This is a genomic window from Geodermatophilus sp. SYSU D00663 (genome assembly GCF_054050655.1).
In genome coordinates, this window is record NZ_JBJGZT010000049.1 from 1 (window position 1) to 16,098 (window position 16,098).

The 16,098-nt window shown below is 75.7% G+C and carries 14 protein-coding genes and 1 rRNA gene; 5 read left to right on the forward strand and 10 right to left on the reverse strand.

Annotated elements, in window-relative coordinates; all coding sequences use genetic code 11:
- From pgsA to ACI79Z_RS22630, 3 genes are all read right to left on the reverse strand, one after another.
- The coding region (gene pgsA, locus ACI79Z_RS22620) for a CDP-diacylglycerol--glycerol-3-phosphate 3-phosphatidyltransferase (protein ID WP_456904185.1) at positions 1-571 on the reverse strand (571 nt) is incomplete at its 3' end.
- 7 nt (positions 572-578) lie between these two features.
- Positions 579-2,015: a 30S ribosomal protein S12 methylthiotransferase RimO gene (gene rimO, locus ACI79Z_RS22625; RefSeq protein WP_387994270.1), complete on the reverse strand. Its 1,437-nt coding sequence runs from the start codon at positions 2,013-2,015 to the stop codon at positions 579-581.
- 100 nt (positions 2,016-2,115) lie between these two features.
- On the reverse strand, positions 2,116-4,671 hold the full coding sequence (locus ACI79Z_RS22630; protein WP_387994267.1) for a DNA translocase FtsK: 2,556 nt from the start codon (positions 4,669-4,671) through the stop codon (positions 2,116-2,118).
- 73 nt (positions 4,672-4,744) lie between these two features.
- On the opposite strand from ACI79Z_RS22630, the gene ACI79Z_RS22635 reads away from it, so the two are divergent.
- The 3 genes from ACI79Z_RS22635 to ACI79Z_RS22645 are packed head-to-tail and all read left to right on the forward strand — an operon-like array spanning position 4,745 to position 7,951.
- Positions 4,745-6,685 (forward strand): dipeptidyl-peptidase 5, encoded by a 1,941-nt coding sequence (locus ACI79Z_RS22635; RefSeq protein WP_456904187.1) that lies wholly within the window; start codon positions 4,745-4,747, stop codon positions 6,683-6,685.
- A 58-nt stretch (positions 6,686-6,743) separates the two neighbouring features.
- Positions 6,744-7,271, forward strand: coding sequence for a sigma-70 family RNA polymerase sigma factor (locus ACI79Z_RS22640; protein WP_456904189.1), 528 nt, complete (start codon positions 6,744-6,746; stop codon positions 7,269-7,271).
- A complete protein-coding gene (locus tag ACI79Z_RS22645) occupies positions 7,268-7,951 on the forward strand; it encodes a zf-HC2 domain-containing protein (RefSeq protein ID WP_387994259.1) in 684 nt (227 codons plus the stop codon). The genes ACI79Z_RS22640 and ACI79Z_RS22645 overlap by 4 nt, the downstream gene beginning before the upstream one ends.
- A gap of 45 nt (positions 7,952-7,996) precedes the next feature.
- On the opposite strand, the gene ACI79Z_RS22650 is transcribed toward ACI79Z_RS22645, so the two are convergent.
- The 6 genes from ACI79Z_RS22650 to ACI79Z_RS22675 form a co-directional block, all read right to left on the reverse strand.
- The gene (locus tag ACI79Z_RS22650; protein WP_456904191.1) at positions 7,997-9,256 is read right to left on the reverse strand and encodes a right-handed parallel beta-helix repeat-containing protein; all 1,260 of its coding nucleotides are present in this window, start codon (positions 9,254-9,256) and stop codon (positions 7,997-7,999) included.
- 90 nt (positions 9,257-9,346) lie between these two features.
- Positions 9,347-11,053: a ribonuclease J gene (locus ACI79Z_RS22655; protein ID WP_387994253.1), complete on the reverse strand. Its 1,707-nt coding sequence runs from the start codon at positions 11,051-11,053 to the stop codon at positions 9,347-9,349.
- Between the two features lie 25 nt (positions 11,054-11,078).
- Positions 11,079-11,975, reverse strand: a complete 897-nt coding sequence (gene dapA / locus ACI79Z_RS22660; RefSeq protein WP_387994250.1) for a 4-hydroxy-tetrahydrodipicolinate synthase — start codon at positions 11,973-11,975, stop codon at positions 11,079-11,081.
- Between the two features lie 10 nt (positions 11,976-11,985).
- On the reverse strand, positions 11,986-12,507 hold the full coding sequence (locus tag ACI79Z_RS22665; protein ID WP_456904194.1) for a dihydrofolate reductase: 522 nt from the start codon (positions 12,505-12,507) through the stop codon (positions 11,986-11,988).
- A 22-nt stretch (positions 12,508-12,529) separates the two neighbouring features.
- The gene (locus tag ACI79Z_RS22670) at positions 12,530-13,342 is read right to left on the reverse strand and encodes a thymidylate synthase (protein ID WP_456904196.1); all 813 of its coding nucleotides are present in this window, start codon (positions 13,340-13,342) and stop codon (positions 12,530-12,532) included.
- Positions 13,343-13,353: 11 nt separating this feature from the next.
- Positions 13,354-14,586, reverse strand: a complete 1,233-nt coding sequence (locus ACI79Z_RS22675; protein WP_456904198.1) for a winged helix-turn-helix domain-containing protein — start codon at positions 14,584-14,586, stop codon at positions 13,354-13,356.
- Between the two features lie 66 nt (positions 14,587-14,652).
- On the opposite strand from ACI79Z_RS22675, the gene ACI79Z_RS22680 reads away from it, so the two are divergent.
- Together ACI79Z_RS22680 and ACI79Z_RS22685 are read left to right on the forward strand one after the other, a co-directional pair.
- Positions 14,653-15,237, forward strand: a complete 585-nt coding sequence (locus ACI79Z_RS22680; RefSeq protein WP_387994241.1) for a GNAT family N-acetyltransferase — start codon at positions 14,653-14,655, stop codon at positions 15,235-15,237.
- Positions 15,234-15,902, forward strand: coding sequence for a DUF2461 domain-containing protein (locus ACI79Z_RS22685; RefSeq protein WP_456904201.1), 669 nt, complete (start codon positions 15,234-15,236; stop codon positions 15,900-15,902). Before ACI79Z_RS22680 ends, ACI79Z_RS22685 begins: the two co-directional genes overlap by 4 nt.
- Positions 15,903-15,980: 78 nt before the next feature.
- Here ACI79Z_RS22685 and rrf read toward each other — a convergent pair.
- Positions 15,981-16,097: ribosomal RNA gene (rrf, locus tag ACI79Z_RS22690) — 5S ribosomal RNA — on the reverse strand.
- Position 16,098: the final 1 nt, after the last annotated feature.

The following is a 16,098-nucleotide window of genomic DNA, read 5'->3' on the forward strand; positions in this document are numbered from 1 at the left end:
TGAGCGGGCGGTCACGCGCGACGCCCCCGCGCCCCCCCCGCCCCCCCCCCCCCCCCCCCCCCCCCCCCCCCCCGCCCCCCCCCCCCCCCCCGGTCAGCGGCAGGGTGTACAGCCCGATGGCCAGGGCCTGGACGACGGTCTTGGCCTTGCCGCCGCGGCTGGCGGCGATGACGCCGTGCCGGATGACCCAGAACCGCAGCAGGGTCACGCCGACCTCGCGGACGAGGATGGTCAGCGTCACCCACCAGGGCAGCAGCCCGAGCACCGACAGCCCGACCAGCGCGGTCCCGGTGAGCGCCTTATCCGCGATCGGGTCGGCGAGCTTGCCGAACTCGGTCACCTGGCCGGTTCGGCGCGCGATGAGCCCGTCGTAGCGGTCGGTGATGATCGCCAGCGCGAAGAACACCGTCGCCCACACGCGGCGGTCGTCGTCCATGCCGCCGTCGGACAGCAGCAGGACGGCGAACACCGGCACCAGGGCCAACCGGAGGACGGTGAGCGCGTTCGGCAGGTTGACCAGCCTGGCCGACTGCGGCGGGGTCGCCGCCGGGTCCGGCAGGACGGCGCTCACCGCGCGGTCACCGCCCGGCCGGGAGGGCGGCGGGCTCGAGGGCGGCCGCGACCAGGTCGACGCCCTCGGTGCCGACCACCTCGGCCGTGAGCAGCTGCCCGGGCCGGGCGTCGGCGGGGACGCGGGTCACCGTGGTCGTGCCGTCGGCGTCGGGGTCCTGGTGCGCGGCGTGGCCGGCCCAGACGCCCGGCCCCTCCTCCGCGGACAGGTCCTCGGTGAGCAGCACCTCGACGCGCTCGCCGACGCGGTCCTCGGCGCGCTGGGCGGTGAGCTCCTCGACCAGGTCGGTGATCCGCCGGACGCGGGCGTCGATCTCGGCGCGGCCGAGCTTGCCCGGCAGGCCGATCGCCTCGGTGCCCTCCTCGTCGGAGTAGCCGAAGACCCCGACGGCGTCGAGGCGGCCCTCGGTGAGGAAGCGCTCGAGCTCGGCGACGTCGTCCTCGGTCTCCCCCGGGAAGCCGAGGATGACGTTGGTGCGGAACCCGGCCGTGGGCGCCAGCGACCGGGCGCGCTCGATCAGGGCGAGGAAGTCGTCGGTGCCGCCGAACCGGCGCATCCGGCGCAGCAGGCCGGGCGAGGAGTGCTGGAACGACAGGTCGAAGTAGGGCGCGACGCCCTCGGTCGCGGCGATGACCTCGAGCAGGCCCGGGCGCAGCTCGGCGGGCTGCAGGTAGGCCACCCGCACCCGGGCGATCCCCTCGACCGCGGCCAGCTGCGGCAGCAGCCGCTCCAGCGAGCGCAGGTCGCCGAGGTCCTTGCCGTAGGAGGTGGAGTTCTCGCTGACCAGCACCAGCTCGGTCACGCCCTGCTCGGCCAGCCAGCGGGCCTCGCCGAGGACCTCGGCCGGGGGCCGGGAGACGAACGAGCCGCGGAAGGTCGGGATGGCGCAGAAGGCGCACCGCCGGTCGCAGCCGGAGGCGAGCTTGAGCGCGGCGGAGGGGCCGGAGGCCAGCCGGCGGCGCTGCACCCAGCCGTGGCCGGGGATGGCCGGGGCCTCCGCGGAGGCGGCCGCGGCGGTGCGGGCGACCGGGCTGATCGGCAGGAGCGTGCGGCGGTCGCGCGGCGAGTGCGGGACCAGCGGCCGGCCGGCGAGGACGTCGTCGAGCCGGTCGCCGATCGCGGCGTAGTCGTCGAAGCCGAGGACGGTGGCCTCGGGCAGCGCCTCGGCCAGCTCGGAGCCGTAGCGCTCGGCCATGCACCCGACGGCGACCACCTCGGCGCCGCTGTCGGTGGCCGCGAGGACGGCGTCGACCGAGTCCTTCTTCGCCGACTCGATGAACCCGCAGGTGTTGACCAGGACGGCGTCGGCGCCCTCGGGGTCCTCGACCAGTCGGTAGCCGTCGGCGGCCAGGCGGCCGGCCAGCTCCTCCGAGTCGACCTCGTTGCGGGCGCAGCCGAGGGTCACCACCGCCACCGTGCGGGCAGGGCTGGGCGGAGCTGTCACCGGCCCATCGTAGTCGAAGGACCCTCCTGGCCCCCACGGCTCACGGGGACGCCGCGGGCCCCTGCTGGAGGGGCGCCGCACGACGCCTCGGCCGCGGCGCTCACGCCTCGGTGGGCAGGGTCCCGCCACGCAGTGTGAACAGGACCGACTCCAGCTCGTCGGGCTTGACCAGCACGTCGCGGGCCTTGGAGCCCTCGGACGGGCCGACGACGCCCCGGGTCTCCATGAGGTCCATGAGCCGGCCGGCCTTGGCGAAGCCGACCCGCAGCTTGCGCTGCAGCATCGACGTCGAGCCGAACTGGCTCGTGACGACGAGGTCGACCGCCTGGCACAGGAGGTCCAGGTCCCCGCCGATGTCCTCGTCGATCTCCTTCTTCTCGCCCTGCGCGGCGCTGAAGACCTCCTCGCGGTACTCCGGCTCGGCCTGGCGCTTGGTGAACTCGACGACCGCCTCGATCTCGGCGTCGGACACGTAGGCGCCCTGCACGCGGATCGGCTTGCCGGCGCCGATCGGCAGGAACAGGGCGTCGCCCATGCCGATCAGCTTCTCCGCGCCGGGCTGGTCGAGGATGACCCGGCTGTCGGTGAGGCTGGAGGTGGAGAACGCCAGCCGCGAGGGCACGTTGGCCTTGATGAGGCCGGTGACGACGTCGACGGAGGGCCGCTGGGTGGCGAGCAGGAGGTGGATGCCGGCCGCGCGCGCCTTCTGGGTGATGCGGACGATCGACTCCTCGACGTCGCGCGGGGCGACCATCATGAGGTCGGCGAGCTCGTCGACGATCGCGAGGATGTAGGGGTAGGGCCGGTAGACCCGCTCGCTGCCGGGCGGCGCCACGATCTCGCCGCGCTCGACCTTGCGGTTGAAGTCGTCGATGTGCCGGACGCCGGACGCCCGCATGTCCTGGTAGCGCTGCTCCATCTCCTCGACCAGCCAGGCCAGCGCGGTGGCCGCCTTCTTCGGGTCGGTGATGATCGGCGTGATCAGGTGCGGGATGCCGTCGTAGGGCGTGAGCTCGACCATCTTCGGGTCGACCAGGATCATCCGCAGCTGGTCGGGCGTGGCCCGCAGCAGCAGCGACACCAGCACCGAGTTGACGCAGCTGGACTTGCCGGAGCCGGTGGCGCCGGCGACCAGCAGGTGCGGCATCTTCGCGAGGTTGGCGCAGACGAAGCCGCCCTCGATGTCCTTGCCCAGGCCCACGAGCATCGGGTGCGGGTCCTGCTTGGCCACGTTCGAGCGCATGACGTCGCCGAGGCTGACGGTCTCGCGGTCGGTGTTGGGCACCTCGACGCCGACCGCGGACTTGCCCGGGATCGGGGCGAGGATGCGGATGTTGTCGTTGGCGACCGCGTACGCGAGGTTCTTGGTCAGCGCGGTGATCTTCTCGACCTTGACCGCGGGGCCGAGCTCGATCTCGTAGCGGGTGACCGTCGGGCCGCGGGTGAAGCTGGTGACGGCGGCGTCGACGTTGAACTGCTCGAGGACGCCGGTGATCGCCTCGATGGCGGCGTCGTTGGCCTGGGAGCGGGCCCGCGGCGGCGTGCCCGGGCGCAGCGAGTTGATCGAGGGCAGCACGTAGTCGCCCTCGACCGGCTCGATGACCAGCTGCTGGGGCTCCTCGACCGGCGGGAGCTCCTCCGGCGGCGCCGTCCGGTCGACGACGGCGGGCCGCCGGCCCGCGGCGGGCGCCGGCTCGGGGGCGGGCTCGTGCCGGACGGCTTCCCGCACGTCCGCGGTCGGCACGTGGTCGATCGGGCCCGTGGTGGTGAGGTCGGGCGAGTCGCCCTCGGCGAGCGCCTCGGCCAGCGCCGCGCGCTTGGAGCGGCGCGGCTTGACCGGCTCGGCCGGCTCCTCCTCGGCCCAGTCCTCGTCGTAGCCGTCCTCGTCCCACTCCTCGTCACCGCCCCGGCCGACGAGCTCGCGCAGCCGCTCGGGCACCTGGTGCAGGGGGGTCCCGGTGAGCACCAGGAGCGCGAAGACGGCGAGCAGGGAGAGCAGGACGACGGCGACGACGGCGCCGAGCCCCGCGGTCAGCGGCGTCCCGACCGCCCAGCCGACCAGGCCGCCCGAGCCGGGCTCGCCGGCCATCGGGTCGGCGGGGGTGCCGACGACGGACGCGATGCCGAGCACCGCGAGCGTGGCGCACACCCAGCCGATGGCCAGCCGGCCGCGGGCCTCCGGACGCGGGGCGCGGCGCAGCAGCCGCAGCGCGACGAGGAACAGCAGCGCCGGCAGCACCACGAGCAGGGAGCCGACGATCCAGCGGACGCCGTCGGCGAGGCCGGCGCCCACGGGGCCGATGCCGTCGAACCACGCGGCGGCGCCGAGGACGACGGCGAGCCCGAGGACGGCGAGGCCGGCCCCGTCGCGGCGGTGCTCGGGGGCCAGCGGCTCGGCCTCCTCCGGGCGGGCGATCGAGCGGGCCAGCCCACCGGCGCCGCGGGCGAGCAGGGACCAGGCACCCGCGGCCGCCCGGAACGCGCCCGCCGCCGCGCCCGGCCCCTGCTTGGGGGCGGGTCTGCGGGCGGGCGGCTTGCGGTTGCCGTTGCGGGCGGGCGTGCGCGAGGCCGGCCGCTTGCCGGAGGCCGTCGACCCGGACCGGCCCTTCGGGGCCGAGCCGGCCGGCCGGCGCGAGGGCGTGGTGCGGGCAGGCATGTGTCGACGGTAGCCGCCGGCCGGCGTCCTCCCAGGAAGGCGCGTGCTCGTGTCCCCGGCCTACGGTCGCTGCATGCCGACCTCCTCCCCCGTGCCGTACGGCAGCTGGCCGACCCCGATCACCTCGGCACTCGTCGTCCGCGCGGCGGCGCGCCTCGGCGAGGTCGCCGTCGACGGCGACGACGTCTGGTGGTCCGAGTCACGCCCCGGCGAGGGCGGCCGGTCGGCGCTGGTCCGGCGCTCGGCCGACGGCACCACGACCGACGCCCTCCCCTCCCCCTGGAACGCCCGCACCCGGGTGCACGAGTACGGCGGGGCGGCGTGGACGGTCGCGGGCGGCACGCTGTGGTTCACCCACTTCGACGACCAGCGGCTGTACCGGCTGTCCCCCGGCGACGACGGCCCGGTCGCCGTCACACCCGAGCCGGACCTGCCGGCCGGGGTGCGGTACGCCGACCTGACCCCGGACGCCGGCGGCTCGCTGCTCGCCGTCCGCGAGACGCACGCCGCCTCCGGCGCCGCGGCCGACGTCGTCGACGAGGTGGTGCGGCTGGCGCCGGACGGCACCGCCGAGGTGCTGGTCAGCGGGCCGGACTTCGTCTCCGACCCCCGGCCCGGCCCGGGCGGGCAGCTGGCCTGGCTGCAGTGGGACCACCCGGACATGCCCTGGGACGCCGCGCAGCTGGTCGTCCGCGCCGCCGACGGCACCGAGACCGTGGTCGCGGGCGGCCCGGGCGAGTCGGCGGTGCAGCCCACCTGGGCCGACGACGGCACCCTCTGGTTCTGCTGCGACCGGACCGACGTGTGGTCGCTGTGGCGGTGGCGGCCGGGCGGCGGGGCGGAGCTGGTCCTCGACACCGGCACCGAGATCGCCGGGCCGCAGTGGGTCTTCGGCGCCCGCCGGTTCGTCCTGCTGCCCGGCGGCCGGGTGGTCGCCGCGGCCGGCGGCGAGGGCGGGGACCGGCTGGTCGTCGTCGAGGCCGACGGGACCACGCGGGAGGTGCCGCTGCCCGGGTGGACCGCCCTGCGGTACCTCACCGCGCTCGGCGACGGCGTCGTCTGCGTGGCCGGCAGCCCGGCGAGCGAGCCGGTCGTGCTGCGCGCGGACCTCTCCGGGCGCAGCGAGGTCCTGCGCCCGGCGCGCGACCTCGGGCTGGACCCGGCGTGGTTCTCCGCGCCGGAGCACCTGACCTTCCCGACCGAGGAGCGCGGCACCGGCATCGCCGAGGCGCACGCCGCGGTCTACCCGCCGGCGAACCCGGAGGCCCGCGCGCCCGAGGGGGACCTGCCGCCGCTGATCGTGATGGTGCACGGCGGCCCGACGTCGGCCCACCCGCGCGTGCTGGACCTGGAGATCCAGTACTTCACCTCGCGCGGCTTCTGCGTCGCGCACGTCGACTACCGCGGCTCCACCGGCTACGGCCGCCGCTACCGCGACGCGCTGCAGGGCCGGTGGGGCGTCGTCGACCTCGACGACGTCGTCGCCTGCGCGCAGCACCTCGCCGACGCCGGCCGGGTGGACCCCGCCCGCATGGCCATCCGCGGCGGCTCGGCCGGCGGCTACACGACGCTGGCCGCGCTCACCCTGCGGCCGGGCGTCTTCACCGCCGGCGCCAGCCACTTCGGCGTGGCCGACCTGGGCGCCCTGGCCTCGGACACCCACAAGTTCGAGTCCCGCTACCTCGACGGGCTGGTCGCGCCGTGGCCCGAGGGCGCCGACGTGTACGCCGAGCGCTCACCCATCACGCAGGTCGACGCGCTGGACACCCCGCTGGCGGTGTTCCAGGGCGCCGAGGACCGCGTCGTCCCGCCGGAGCAGGCCGAGGTGATGGTCGCGGCGCTGCGGGAGAAGGGCGTGCCGCACGCCTACCTGCTGTTCGACGGCGAGCAGCACGGCTTCCGGCGTGCGGAGAACATCCGCGCCGCCCTCGACGGGGAGCTGTCCTTCTACGCGCAGGTCTGGGGCTTCACGCTGCCGGAGGAGGGGATCGCGCCGGTGACCGTCGTCCGGTGAACCGCCGCGGCCCGGCGTGCGTACGTCCTCGGGACGGGGGACCCGGGAGGAGGCGCGGATGGCCAGGCGGGCACCGGCGGCACCGCTGGACGTGCGGGCGGCCTACGCCGCCCACGGCGCCGAGCTCTACCGCTTCGCGCTGCGCCAGCTCGGCGACGGCGGCGCGGCGCAGGACGTCGTCCAGGAGGTGTTCCTCCGCGCCTGGCGCGCCTCCGGCTCGTTCGACCCGCAGCTGGCGAGCCTGCGCACGTGGCTGTTCGCCATCGCCCGCAACGCGGTGGTCGACGAGGCCCGCCGGTTCGCCGTCCGGCCGTGGCAGCGGCAGCTGACCGACGACGCGGCGTCCGACGCGCCGCCCGTGGCTGCCGCCGACGAGGCGCTGGTGGACGCCTGGGTGGTCGAGGAGGCGCTGCGCCGGATCAGCGAGGAGCACCGGACGGCGATCGTGCAGACGCACCTGCGCGGCCGGCCGCACGCAGAGGTGGCCGCTGAGCTCGGCGTGCCGGTCGGGACGGTCCGCAGCCGGGTGTTCTACGGGCTCAAGGCCTTGCGCCTGGCCCTCGACGAGATGGGGGTCGAGCCGTGAGCGGTCCGCGCGGGGACGAGCACCGGGAGCTGCGCGAGCTGCTCGGCGCCTACGCGCTGGGTGCCCTCGGGCCGGCCGAGCGCGACCGCGTGCGCGCCCACCTCGACGGATGTCCCGGCTGCCGCGCCGAGCTCGCCGAGATCGCGCCGCTGGCCGCGCGGCTGGCCCGCGTCGACCCCGACGCGCTCGACGCCACCCCCACTCCCCCGCCGGACCTCGGCGCCCGCGTGCTCGGCCGGATCGCCGAGGAGGAACGGCGGCGGGTGCTCCCGCTGCGGCGGGCGGGGACGCGCCGACGGGTGCTGGCGGCCACGGCGGTGGCCGGGGTGGCCGCGGCCGGTGGCGCCGTCGGCTGGCTGGTGCGGCCGGTGCCCGACCCGCCCCCGCTCGAGCCGGTCGCGGTCCAGGCCGTGGCTCCCGGCGTGCAGGCGCGCGCGGACCTGGTGCCGCACACCTGGGGCGTGGAGGTGAAGCTGACCGGTACCGGGTTCGAGGACGGCGAGGTCTACCGCGTCGCGGTCACCGACGACGCCGGGCGCGAGGTGCCCGCAGGGGAGTTCCTCGGCGTCGGCGGAGTCGAGCTGCGCTGCAACCTCAACTCCTCGGTGCTGCGCGCCGACGCCGTCGGCTTCGAGGTGGTCGACGCCGACGGCGACGTGGTGGTCCGCTCCGACTTCTGAGGGAGAGGGGGCGCCGACCCCCGTGCCCGACGCCCCCTCCCCGGATCAGGCCTCGCCGGGGACGGTGCGCCCGTCGACGGTGAAGCCGGTGCCGGCGCCGTCCTGGAACACGTCCGGGCCGGTGGGCGCGGTGTTGGCGCGGATGGTCGTCTGGGTGACGGTCATGGTCCCGGCCGCGGAGTTCCACAGCCCCCCGCCCTCGGTCGCGGCGGTGTTGCCGGTGACCGTGCCGCGGTCCACGCGGACGGTGCCGGCGCCGGTCAGGTGCAGGCCGCCGCCGTTGCCCGGGCCCGCGCCCGTGGTGTTGCCGGTGAGCTCGGTCCGCTCCAGTGTCGTGGTCCCGGTGTCGGCCTCGACGCCGCCGCCGGCCCGACGCGCGCTGTTGCCCGCGACCACCGAGCGGGTGACGGTCAGCGTGCCGCTGTCGTTGAGCAGCCCGCCACCGGAGCCCGAGGCGCCGTCGGCGACGTTGCCGCGGACCTCGGTGCGGTCGACCGTCAGCGACCCACCGTCGTTGAACAACCCGCCGCCGCCGTTGTCGGCCGCTGGGCCGGCGGCGCGGTTGCCGGTGACGGTGCTGCGCTCGACCGTCATGGTCCCGGCCGCGGAGTTCCACAACCCGCCGCCCTCCGCCGCGGCGGTGTTGCCGGTGACCGTGCTGCGGTCGACGTGCACGGTGCCGGCGCCGGTCAGGTGCAGACCGCCGCCGTTGCCCGGGCCCGCGCCCGTGGTGTTGTGCGACAGCGTCGAGCGGGTGACGGTCGTCGCCGACCCGGCGACCGCCTCGACGCCGCCGCCGGCGCGGGCGGCGGTGTTGCCGGTGACGGTGCTGCGGTCGAGGACGAGGGTCCCGGCGTTGAGGACGCCGCCGCCGGAGGCGCCGCCGGTGGCGCCCGGCGCGCCGGGGGCCACGCCGCCGGTGACGGTGGTGCCCCGCAGCGTCAGCGAGCCGCCGGGCCGGACGTCGAACACCCGGTCCAGGCCGGCTGCGTCGACGGTGGCACCGCGCCCCTCGACGACGAGCCGGCCGGTGACGTCGAGGTCGCCGGCGGCCGCGGTGTCGTCCTGGCCGGACAGCGCGAGGCGGTACGTGCGGTCGGACAGCACGATCGTGCCCGAGCCGGCGGCGTTGGCCGCCTGCACCGCGGCGCGCAGGGAGCCGGGGCTCCCGTCGGCGGTGGTCGTGACGCCGCTCCCGCCGGAGGAGCCCGGGCCGCCGGCCGCGGCCGGGGTCGCGGTGAGCAGCAGCAGGGCGAACGCCGACGCGCCGGCCGCGGTGCCGGCGCGCAGGGTCGTGGGTCGCATGGCAGTCCCCTCGGTCCGCGGCGCCCGCCAGCCGGGCGCCGCTCACGAGGGGGTACGGCCGCGGCCGCCGCCCCGTTCAGACCGCCGGGATCACACCTCGAGGACGGTCGGGATGATCATCGGGCGGCGGCGGTGGGTGTCGGACACCCACTTGCCGACCGTCCGGCGGATCGTCTGCGACAGCCGGTGGGCGTCGCGCTGACCGTCGGCGAGGTCCCGCTTGAGGTTGTCCTCGACCAGGTGCAGCACCTCGTCGAAGGCACTCGGGTCGTCGGAGAAGCCGCGGGTGGACAGGTGCACCGGCCGGACGATCGTGCCCGTCGAGGGCTCGATCACCACGGTGAGCGCCACGAAGCCCTCGTCGCCGAGGATGCGCCGCTCCTGCAGCGACTCCTCGCCGACGTCGCCCACGTTGAGCCCGTCGACGTAGACGTTGCCCACCGGCACCGACCCGGTGATCGAGGCCTTGCCGTCGACCAGGTCCACCACCACGCCGTCCTCGGCGAGGATGACCCGGTCGGTGGTCATGCCGGTCTCCTCGGCCAGCGCGGCGTGCGCCCGCAGGTGCCGCCACTCCCCGTGCACCGGCATGAGGTAGCGCGGCTTGGCGACGTTGAGCAGCGTCCGCAGCTCACCGGCGGGGGCGTGCCCGGAGACGTGCACGCGGGCGGTCTCCTTGTGCACGACGGTGGCGCCGAGCCGGGCCAGCCCGTTGATGACCTTGTAGACGGCGGTCTCGTTGCCGGGCACCAGCGAGGAGGCGAGCACGATGGTGTCGCCGGCCTCGATGGTGACCTGGTGGTGCTCGCCGCGGGCCATGCGCCCGAGCGCGGACAGCGGCTCGCCCTGCGAGCCGGTGCTGATGAGCACCACCTGCTCCGGCGGCATGCTCGTCGCCTCGTCCAGGCTCACCATCAGCCCCGGTGCGACCCGCAGCAGGCCGAGGTCCCGGGCGACGCCCATGTTGCGGACCATCGAGCGGCCGACCAGGGCGACCTTGCGGCCGTGCATCTCGGCGGCGTCGAGCACCTGCTGGATGCGGTGCACGTGGCTGGCGAAGCTGGAGACGATCAGCCGCTGGGTGGCGCGGCGGAAGACGTCCTCGAGCACCGGCCCGATCGACCGCTCGGAGGTGACGAACCCGGGGATCTCGGCGTTGGTGGAGTCGGCCAGCAGCAGGTCGATGCCCTCGAGGCCCAGCCGGGCGAAGGCGCCGAGGTCGGTGAGGACGCCGTCGAGCGGGAGCTGGTCCATCTTGAAGTCGCCGGTGTGCACGAGCACGCCCGCGGGCGTGTGCACGGCGACGGCCAGCGCGTCGGGGATCGAGTGGTTGACCGCGATGAACTCGCAGTGGAACGGCCCGGCGACGTGGTCGTCGCCCGCCGCGACCTCGACCAGCGTCGGCACCAGCCGGTGCTCGCGCAGCTTGGCCGCCACCAGGGCGAGGGTGAACCGCGAGCCGACCAGCGGGATGTCCCCGCGCAGCCGCAGCAGGTAGGGGATCGCGCCGATGTGGTCCTCGTGCCCGTGGGTGAGGACGACGGCGACGACGTCGTCGAGGCGGTGCTCGATGACCCCGAAGTCGGGGAGGATCAGGTCGACGCCGGGCTGCTCGGCCTCGGGGAAGAGCACCCCGCAGTCGATGACCAGCAGCTTCCCGTCGAACTCGACCACGGCCATGTTGCGGCCGATCTCGCCGAGCCCGCCCAGCGCGATGACCCGCAGGCCGCCGGCGGGCAGCGGGGGCGGCGTCTTGAGGTCCAGGTGCGGCTGACCGGCGGTGCCGGCGGTGCTCACGGTCACGGGGTGGCGCTCACAGGGCTCACAGGGGGATGCCTCCGTCGGCGAGGTCGGCGCGCAGCTGCGCGATCTGCTCGGGCGTGGCGTCGACGAGCGGGGGGCGCACGGGGCCGGCGGGCAGCCCCAGCTCGCGCAGCGCCGCCTTCACCATGATGACGCCCTGGGTGCGGAAGATGCCGGTGTACAGCGGCAGCAGGGTCTCGTTGACCTCGCGCGCCTTGGCCAGGTCGCCGGACTCGACCGCGGCGATGAGCTCGGCGAGCCGGGGGCCGGCCAGGTGGCCGACCACGCTCACCACGCCGACGGCGCCGAGGGCCAGCATCGGCAGGTTGACCATGTCCTCGCCGCAGTAGTAGGCGAGGTCGGTGCGGGCCAGCGTCCAGGCGAGCGCGCCGAAGTCGCCCTTGGCGTCCTTCACCGCGACGATGCGCGGGTGCTCGGCGGCGCGGACCAGCGTCTCCACCTCGATCGGCACGACCGAGCGGGGCGGGATGTCGTAGAGCATCACCGGCAGGTCGGTGGAGTCGGCGACCGCGGTGAAGTGGCGCAGCAGCCCGGCCTGCGGCGGCTTGTTGTAGTACGGGGTGACGACGAGCAGGCCGTCCGCCCCCAGCCGCTCGGCCCGGCGCGCGTTCTCGATGGTGTGCGCGGTGTCGTTGGTGCCCACGCCCGCGACCACGGAGGCGCGGTCGCCCACCGCGTCGATGACCGCCTCGAGGACGGCGTGCTGCTCGCCGTCGCTGAGCGTGGGAGCCTCCCCGGTGGTGCCGAGGACGACGAGGCCGTCGTGGGCCTGCCGGTCGACCAGGTGCGCGGCCAGCTCCTGGGCCCCGGCGAGGTCGATCGAGCCGTCCTCCGCGAGCGGGGTGACCATCGCCGTGACGACGCGTCCGAACGGCCGGGCGGGGTCGGTGGTCATGCGGAGGAATCTACCGACCGGCCGCGGGCGTCCCGGTCCCGGCAGCGTCCCGGCGGAACTCGGAGACGGCGTACCGCAGGCCCGTCGCCGAGGTGGCCCACCCCTCCTCCGGCGTGCGGGACACGCGCCGCCAGCCGTCGTCGAGGACGGGGGCGCGGGTGTCGCCGTCGACGGCCAGGTCGACGTCCGTGACGACCAGCCGGTGCGCGTGCGGGAGGAACGCCGCGTAGACGGCCGCGCCGCCGATCACCCAGCAGTCCGGGTGCGCGGCCAGCACGCCGGCGACCGAGCCGGCCCGCCGCGCGCCGTCGGCGGTCCAGTCCGGGTCGGTGGTGAGGACGACGTTGACCCGGCCCGGCAGCGGCCGGTTGCGCGCGGGCAGCGACTCCCAGGTGCGCCGCCCCATGACGACGGTGCCGCCGCCGGTCAGGCGCTTGAACAGCCGCAGGTCCTCGGGCAGGTGCCAGGGCAGGGTGCCACCGGCGCCGATGACCTGGTCGTGGGCCTGCGCCCAGATGCAGGCTATGCCCATCGGCGCCGAGTCCTGCGCACGGTCACACGGCCACGGCGGCGCGGATGGCCGGGTGCGGGTCGTAGCCGTGCAGGGTGAACGACTCGAAGGTGTGGTCGAACAGCGACGGCGCCGGGGCGATCTCGAGCGTCGGGAACGGCCGTGCCTCGCGGGAGAGCTGCTCGCGGACCTGCTCGACGTGGTTGCTGTAGACGTGGCAGTCGCCGCCGACCCAGATGAACTCGCCCGGCTCCAGCCCGACCTGCGCGGCGACCATGCGGGTCAGCAGCGCGTAGCTGGCGATGTTGAACGGGACGCCGAGGAACATGTCGGCGCTGCGCTGGTAGAGCTGGCAGGACAGCCGGCCGTCGTGGACGGCGAACTGGAACAGCGCGTGGCAGGGGGCCAGCGCCATCTCCGGCAGCGCGGCGACGTTCCACGCCGACACGACCATGCGCCGGGAGTCGGGGTCCTTGCGGAGCGTGTCGAGGACGCCCTGGATCTGGTCGACCGTGCCGCCGTCGGGGGTGGGCCAGGAGCGCCACTGGACGCCGTAGACCGGACCGAGGTCGCCGTTCGCGTCGGCCCACTCGTCCCAGATGGTGACGCCGTGCTCCTGCAGCCAGCGGACGTTGCCGTCGCCGCGCAGGAACCACAGCAGCTCGACCGCCACCGACCGGAAGTGCACCCTCTTCGTCGTGATGAGCGGGAACGACGTCGACAGGTCGTAGCGCAGCCGCTCGCCGAAGGTGCTGACCGTGCCGGTCCCGGTGCGGTCGGACTTCGGCGTGCCGGTCTCGAGGATCCGCCGCAGGAGGTCCTCGTACTGCGTGTCCACCGGTCCGTTGCTCACCACGGGCGTCGAGCCTAGGCGACCACGGTGCGCGGGGCGGGCAGCGCGGAGGTGAGGTCGGCCGCCAGGTCCCCGCGGTCGGCCACGGCGACGTCGTCGAGCTCCAGCCAGTCCGCCATCAGCCGCAGCTCCTCCGCCAGCGCGGCGGCGACCTCCGCGCGGTCGACGCCGTCCTCGGCGTGGGTGGCCTGCGCCCGCAGGACGCCGGCCCGGCGGTCGGCCTTGAGGTCGACCCGCGCCACCAGGCGGTCCCCGAGCAGGAACGGCAGGACGTAGTAGCCGTGCACCCGCTGCGCGGCGGGCGTGTAGATCTCCAGCCGGTAGCGGAAGCCGAAGATGCGCTCGACCCGCGGCCGCTCCCACACCAGCGAGTCGAACGGCGACAGCAGCGCGCGGGCGCGGATCCACCGCGGCCGGCGGGCGGCCGGGTCCAGCCAGGCGGGCGCGCCCCACCCGGCCACCTCGACCGGCAGCAGCTCCCCCGCGTCGGCGAGCTCGGCGATCGCCTGCCGCGCCTGCGCCGGCTTCAGCCGGAAGTAGTCGCGCAGGTCCCGCTCGGTGGCCACACCGAGCGCGCGGGCGGCGGTGCGCACCAGCTCGCGGACGGCGTCGGCGGGGTCCGGCGTCGGCGTCTGCAGGACGGCGGCGGGCAGGACCCGCTCGGTGAGGTCGTAGACCCGCTCGAACGACGTCGTGCGCGCCCGCGCCGTGAGCACGCCGGTGTAGAAGAGCCACTCGAGGGCGACCTTGCCGGCGTGCCAGTTCCACATCTGCCCGGGCCGGTCCGGGCGGGGCTCGTCGAGGTCGCTGGCCTTGGTGGGACCGCCCTCCCGCACCCGGTCGAGCACCTCGGCCACGTAGCCGGGCCGCTCGCGCTGGATGCGCACCATCGAGCCCCAGGCGTGCTCCTCGGCGGCGGCCATGCGCCAGCGCAGGTAGGGGTGCAGCCGGACCGGGAGGAAGGACGCCTCGTGCGCCCAGAACTCGAACAGCTCGTGCCGGCGGGCGGTGAAGTCGTCGAGGACCGCCCGGCGGTAGGCGCCCAGCCGGCTGAACGCCGGCAGGTAGTGCGACCGGGACAGCACGTTGACCGAGTCGATCTGCACGACGCCGAGCCGGTCGACCATCCGCCGCAACTGCCGGCTGTCGACCACCCCGGTGGGACGCGGGTCGGCGAAGCCCTGCGCGGCCAGCGCGATGCGCCGGGCGAGGGCGGCGGGCAGCCGGTCGGCGACGGAGGCGGGCACGCCGCCGATCCTGCCGTGCACCGGTGACGGTCCGCCGCCGCGCTCCCCCGACCTAGGCTGCCCGGCGTGGACCCCCGCCCGGCCTTCCCGCGCCTGACCGGCACCGCGGACGTGTCCGTGCGCCCCGCCGTCGCCGCGGACGCCGCCGAGGTGGCGCGCGTGCAGGGCGACACCTGGCGCACCGCCTACGCCGACGTCCTGCCCCCTGCCGCGCTCGAGGGCTGGGACGCCGCGGCAGCCGAGGCGGCCTGGCGCGCGGCGATCACCGCCCCGCCCACCGCGGCGCACGGGGTGCTGGTCGCCCTCGACGACGGCCGGGTGGTCGGGTTCGCCGCGTTCGGTCCCGCCGAACTGTCCGACGGCGAGCAGCCGCACCCGGCCGGTCCGACGACCGAGCTCGCGGTCCTCCTGGTGGAGCCGCGGTGGGGACGGCGTGGGCACGGGAGCCGGCTGCTCGCCGCGGTGGCCGACCTGGCCGCCGGCACCGGTGCGGCGCGGCTGACCGCCTGGGTGCCCGAGGCCGACCGGGTCACGGCCGGCTTCCTCGAGTCGGCCGGGTGGGACCGGGACGGCCGGGCGCGCACCCTCGACGCCGCCGGGGTCCCGCTGCGCGAGGTCCGCTGGCACACCCTCCTGGGAGGAGACGCATGACGTTCCAGGGCTTCCCCGACGAGGGCCTGGTGTTCTACGAGGGCCTGGAGGCGGACAACTCCAAGACCTACTGGACGCGGCACCGCGCCGTGTACGACGCCTGTGTCAAGGCGCCCATGCAGGCCCTCGTCGACGAGCTGGCCGCCGAGTTCGGCCCGGCGAAGCTCTTCCGCCCCTACCGGGACGTCCGCTTCAGCAACGACAAGACGCCGTACAAGACGCACCAGGGCGCCGTCGCCAACCCGGAGGGCCGCGGCGCGGGTGCCTGGTACGTCGAGATCTCCGCCGAGGGCCTGCGGGTGGCCGGCGGCGCCTGGCGGCTGGAGTCCGACCAGGTCGAGCGCTACCGCCGCGCCGTCGCGGACGACGTCCAGGGCCCGCGGCTCCGGGACGAGGTGGGTCGCCTGGCCGCCGCTGGCTGGTCCGTCGACGGCGACCGGCTCACCGGGGTGCCCAGGGGCTACGACCTGGGCGGCGACGACGCCCGCGCGGACCTGCTGCGGCACCGGTCCCTGCACGCCGGCCGGCTCTTCGACTTCGCCGAGTGGCTGCACGGGCGTGAGGCCCTCGAGCAGGTCCGCACCGCCTGGCGGGACCTGGTGGCTCTCAACGCCTGGCTGGCGGACAACGTCGGCGCGACGACGAAGGAGATCCGTCGGCGCTGATCGGCCGTCCGTTGCCGTCCTGACGAAATGCCGGAAGGGCCCCGCACCGGGTGGTGGGGGCCCTTCCTGTGAATGGTTGTCCGGCGGCGTCCTACTCTCCCACCCCGTCTCCGGGGCAGTACCATCGGCGCTGAGAGGCTTAGCTTCCGGGTTCGGAATGGATCCGGGCGTTTCCCTCTCGCCATGGCCGCCGTAA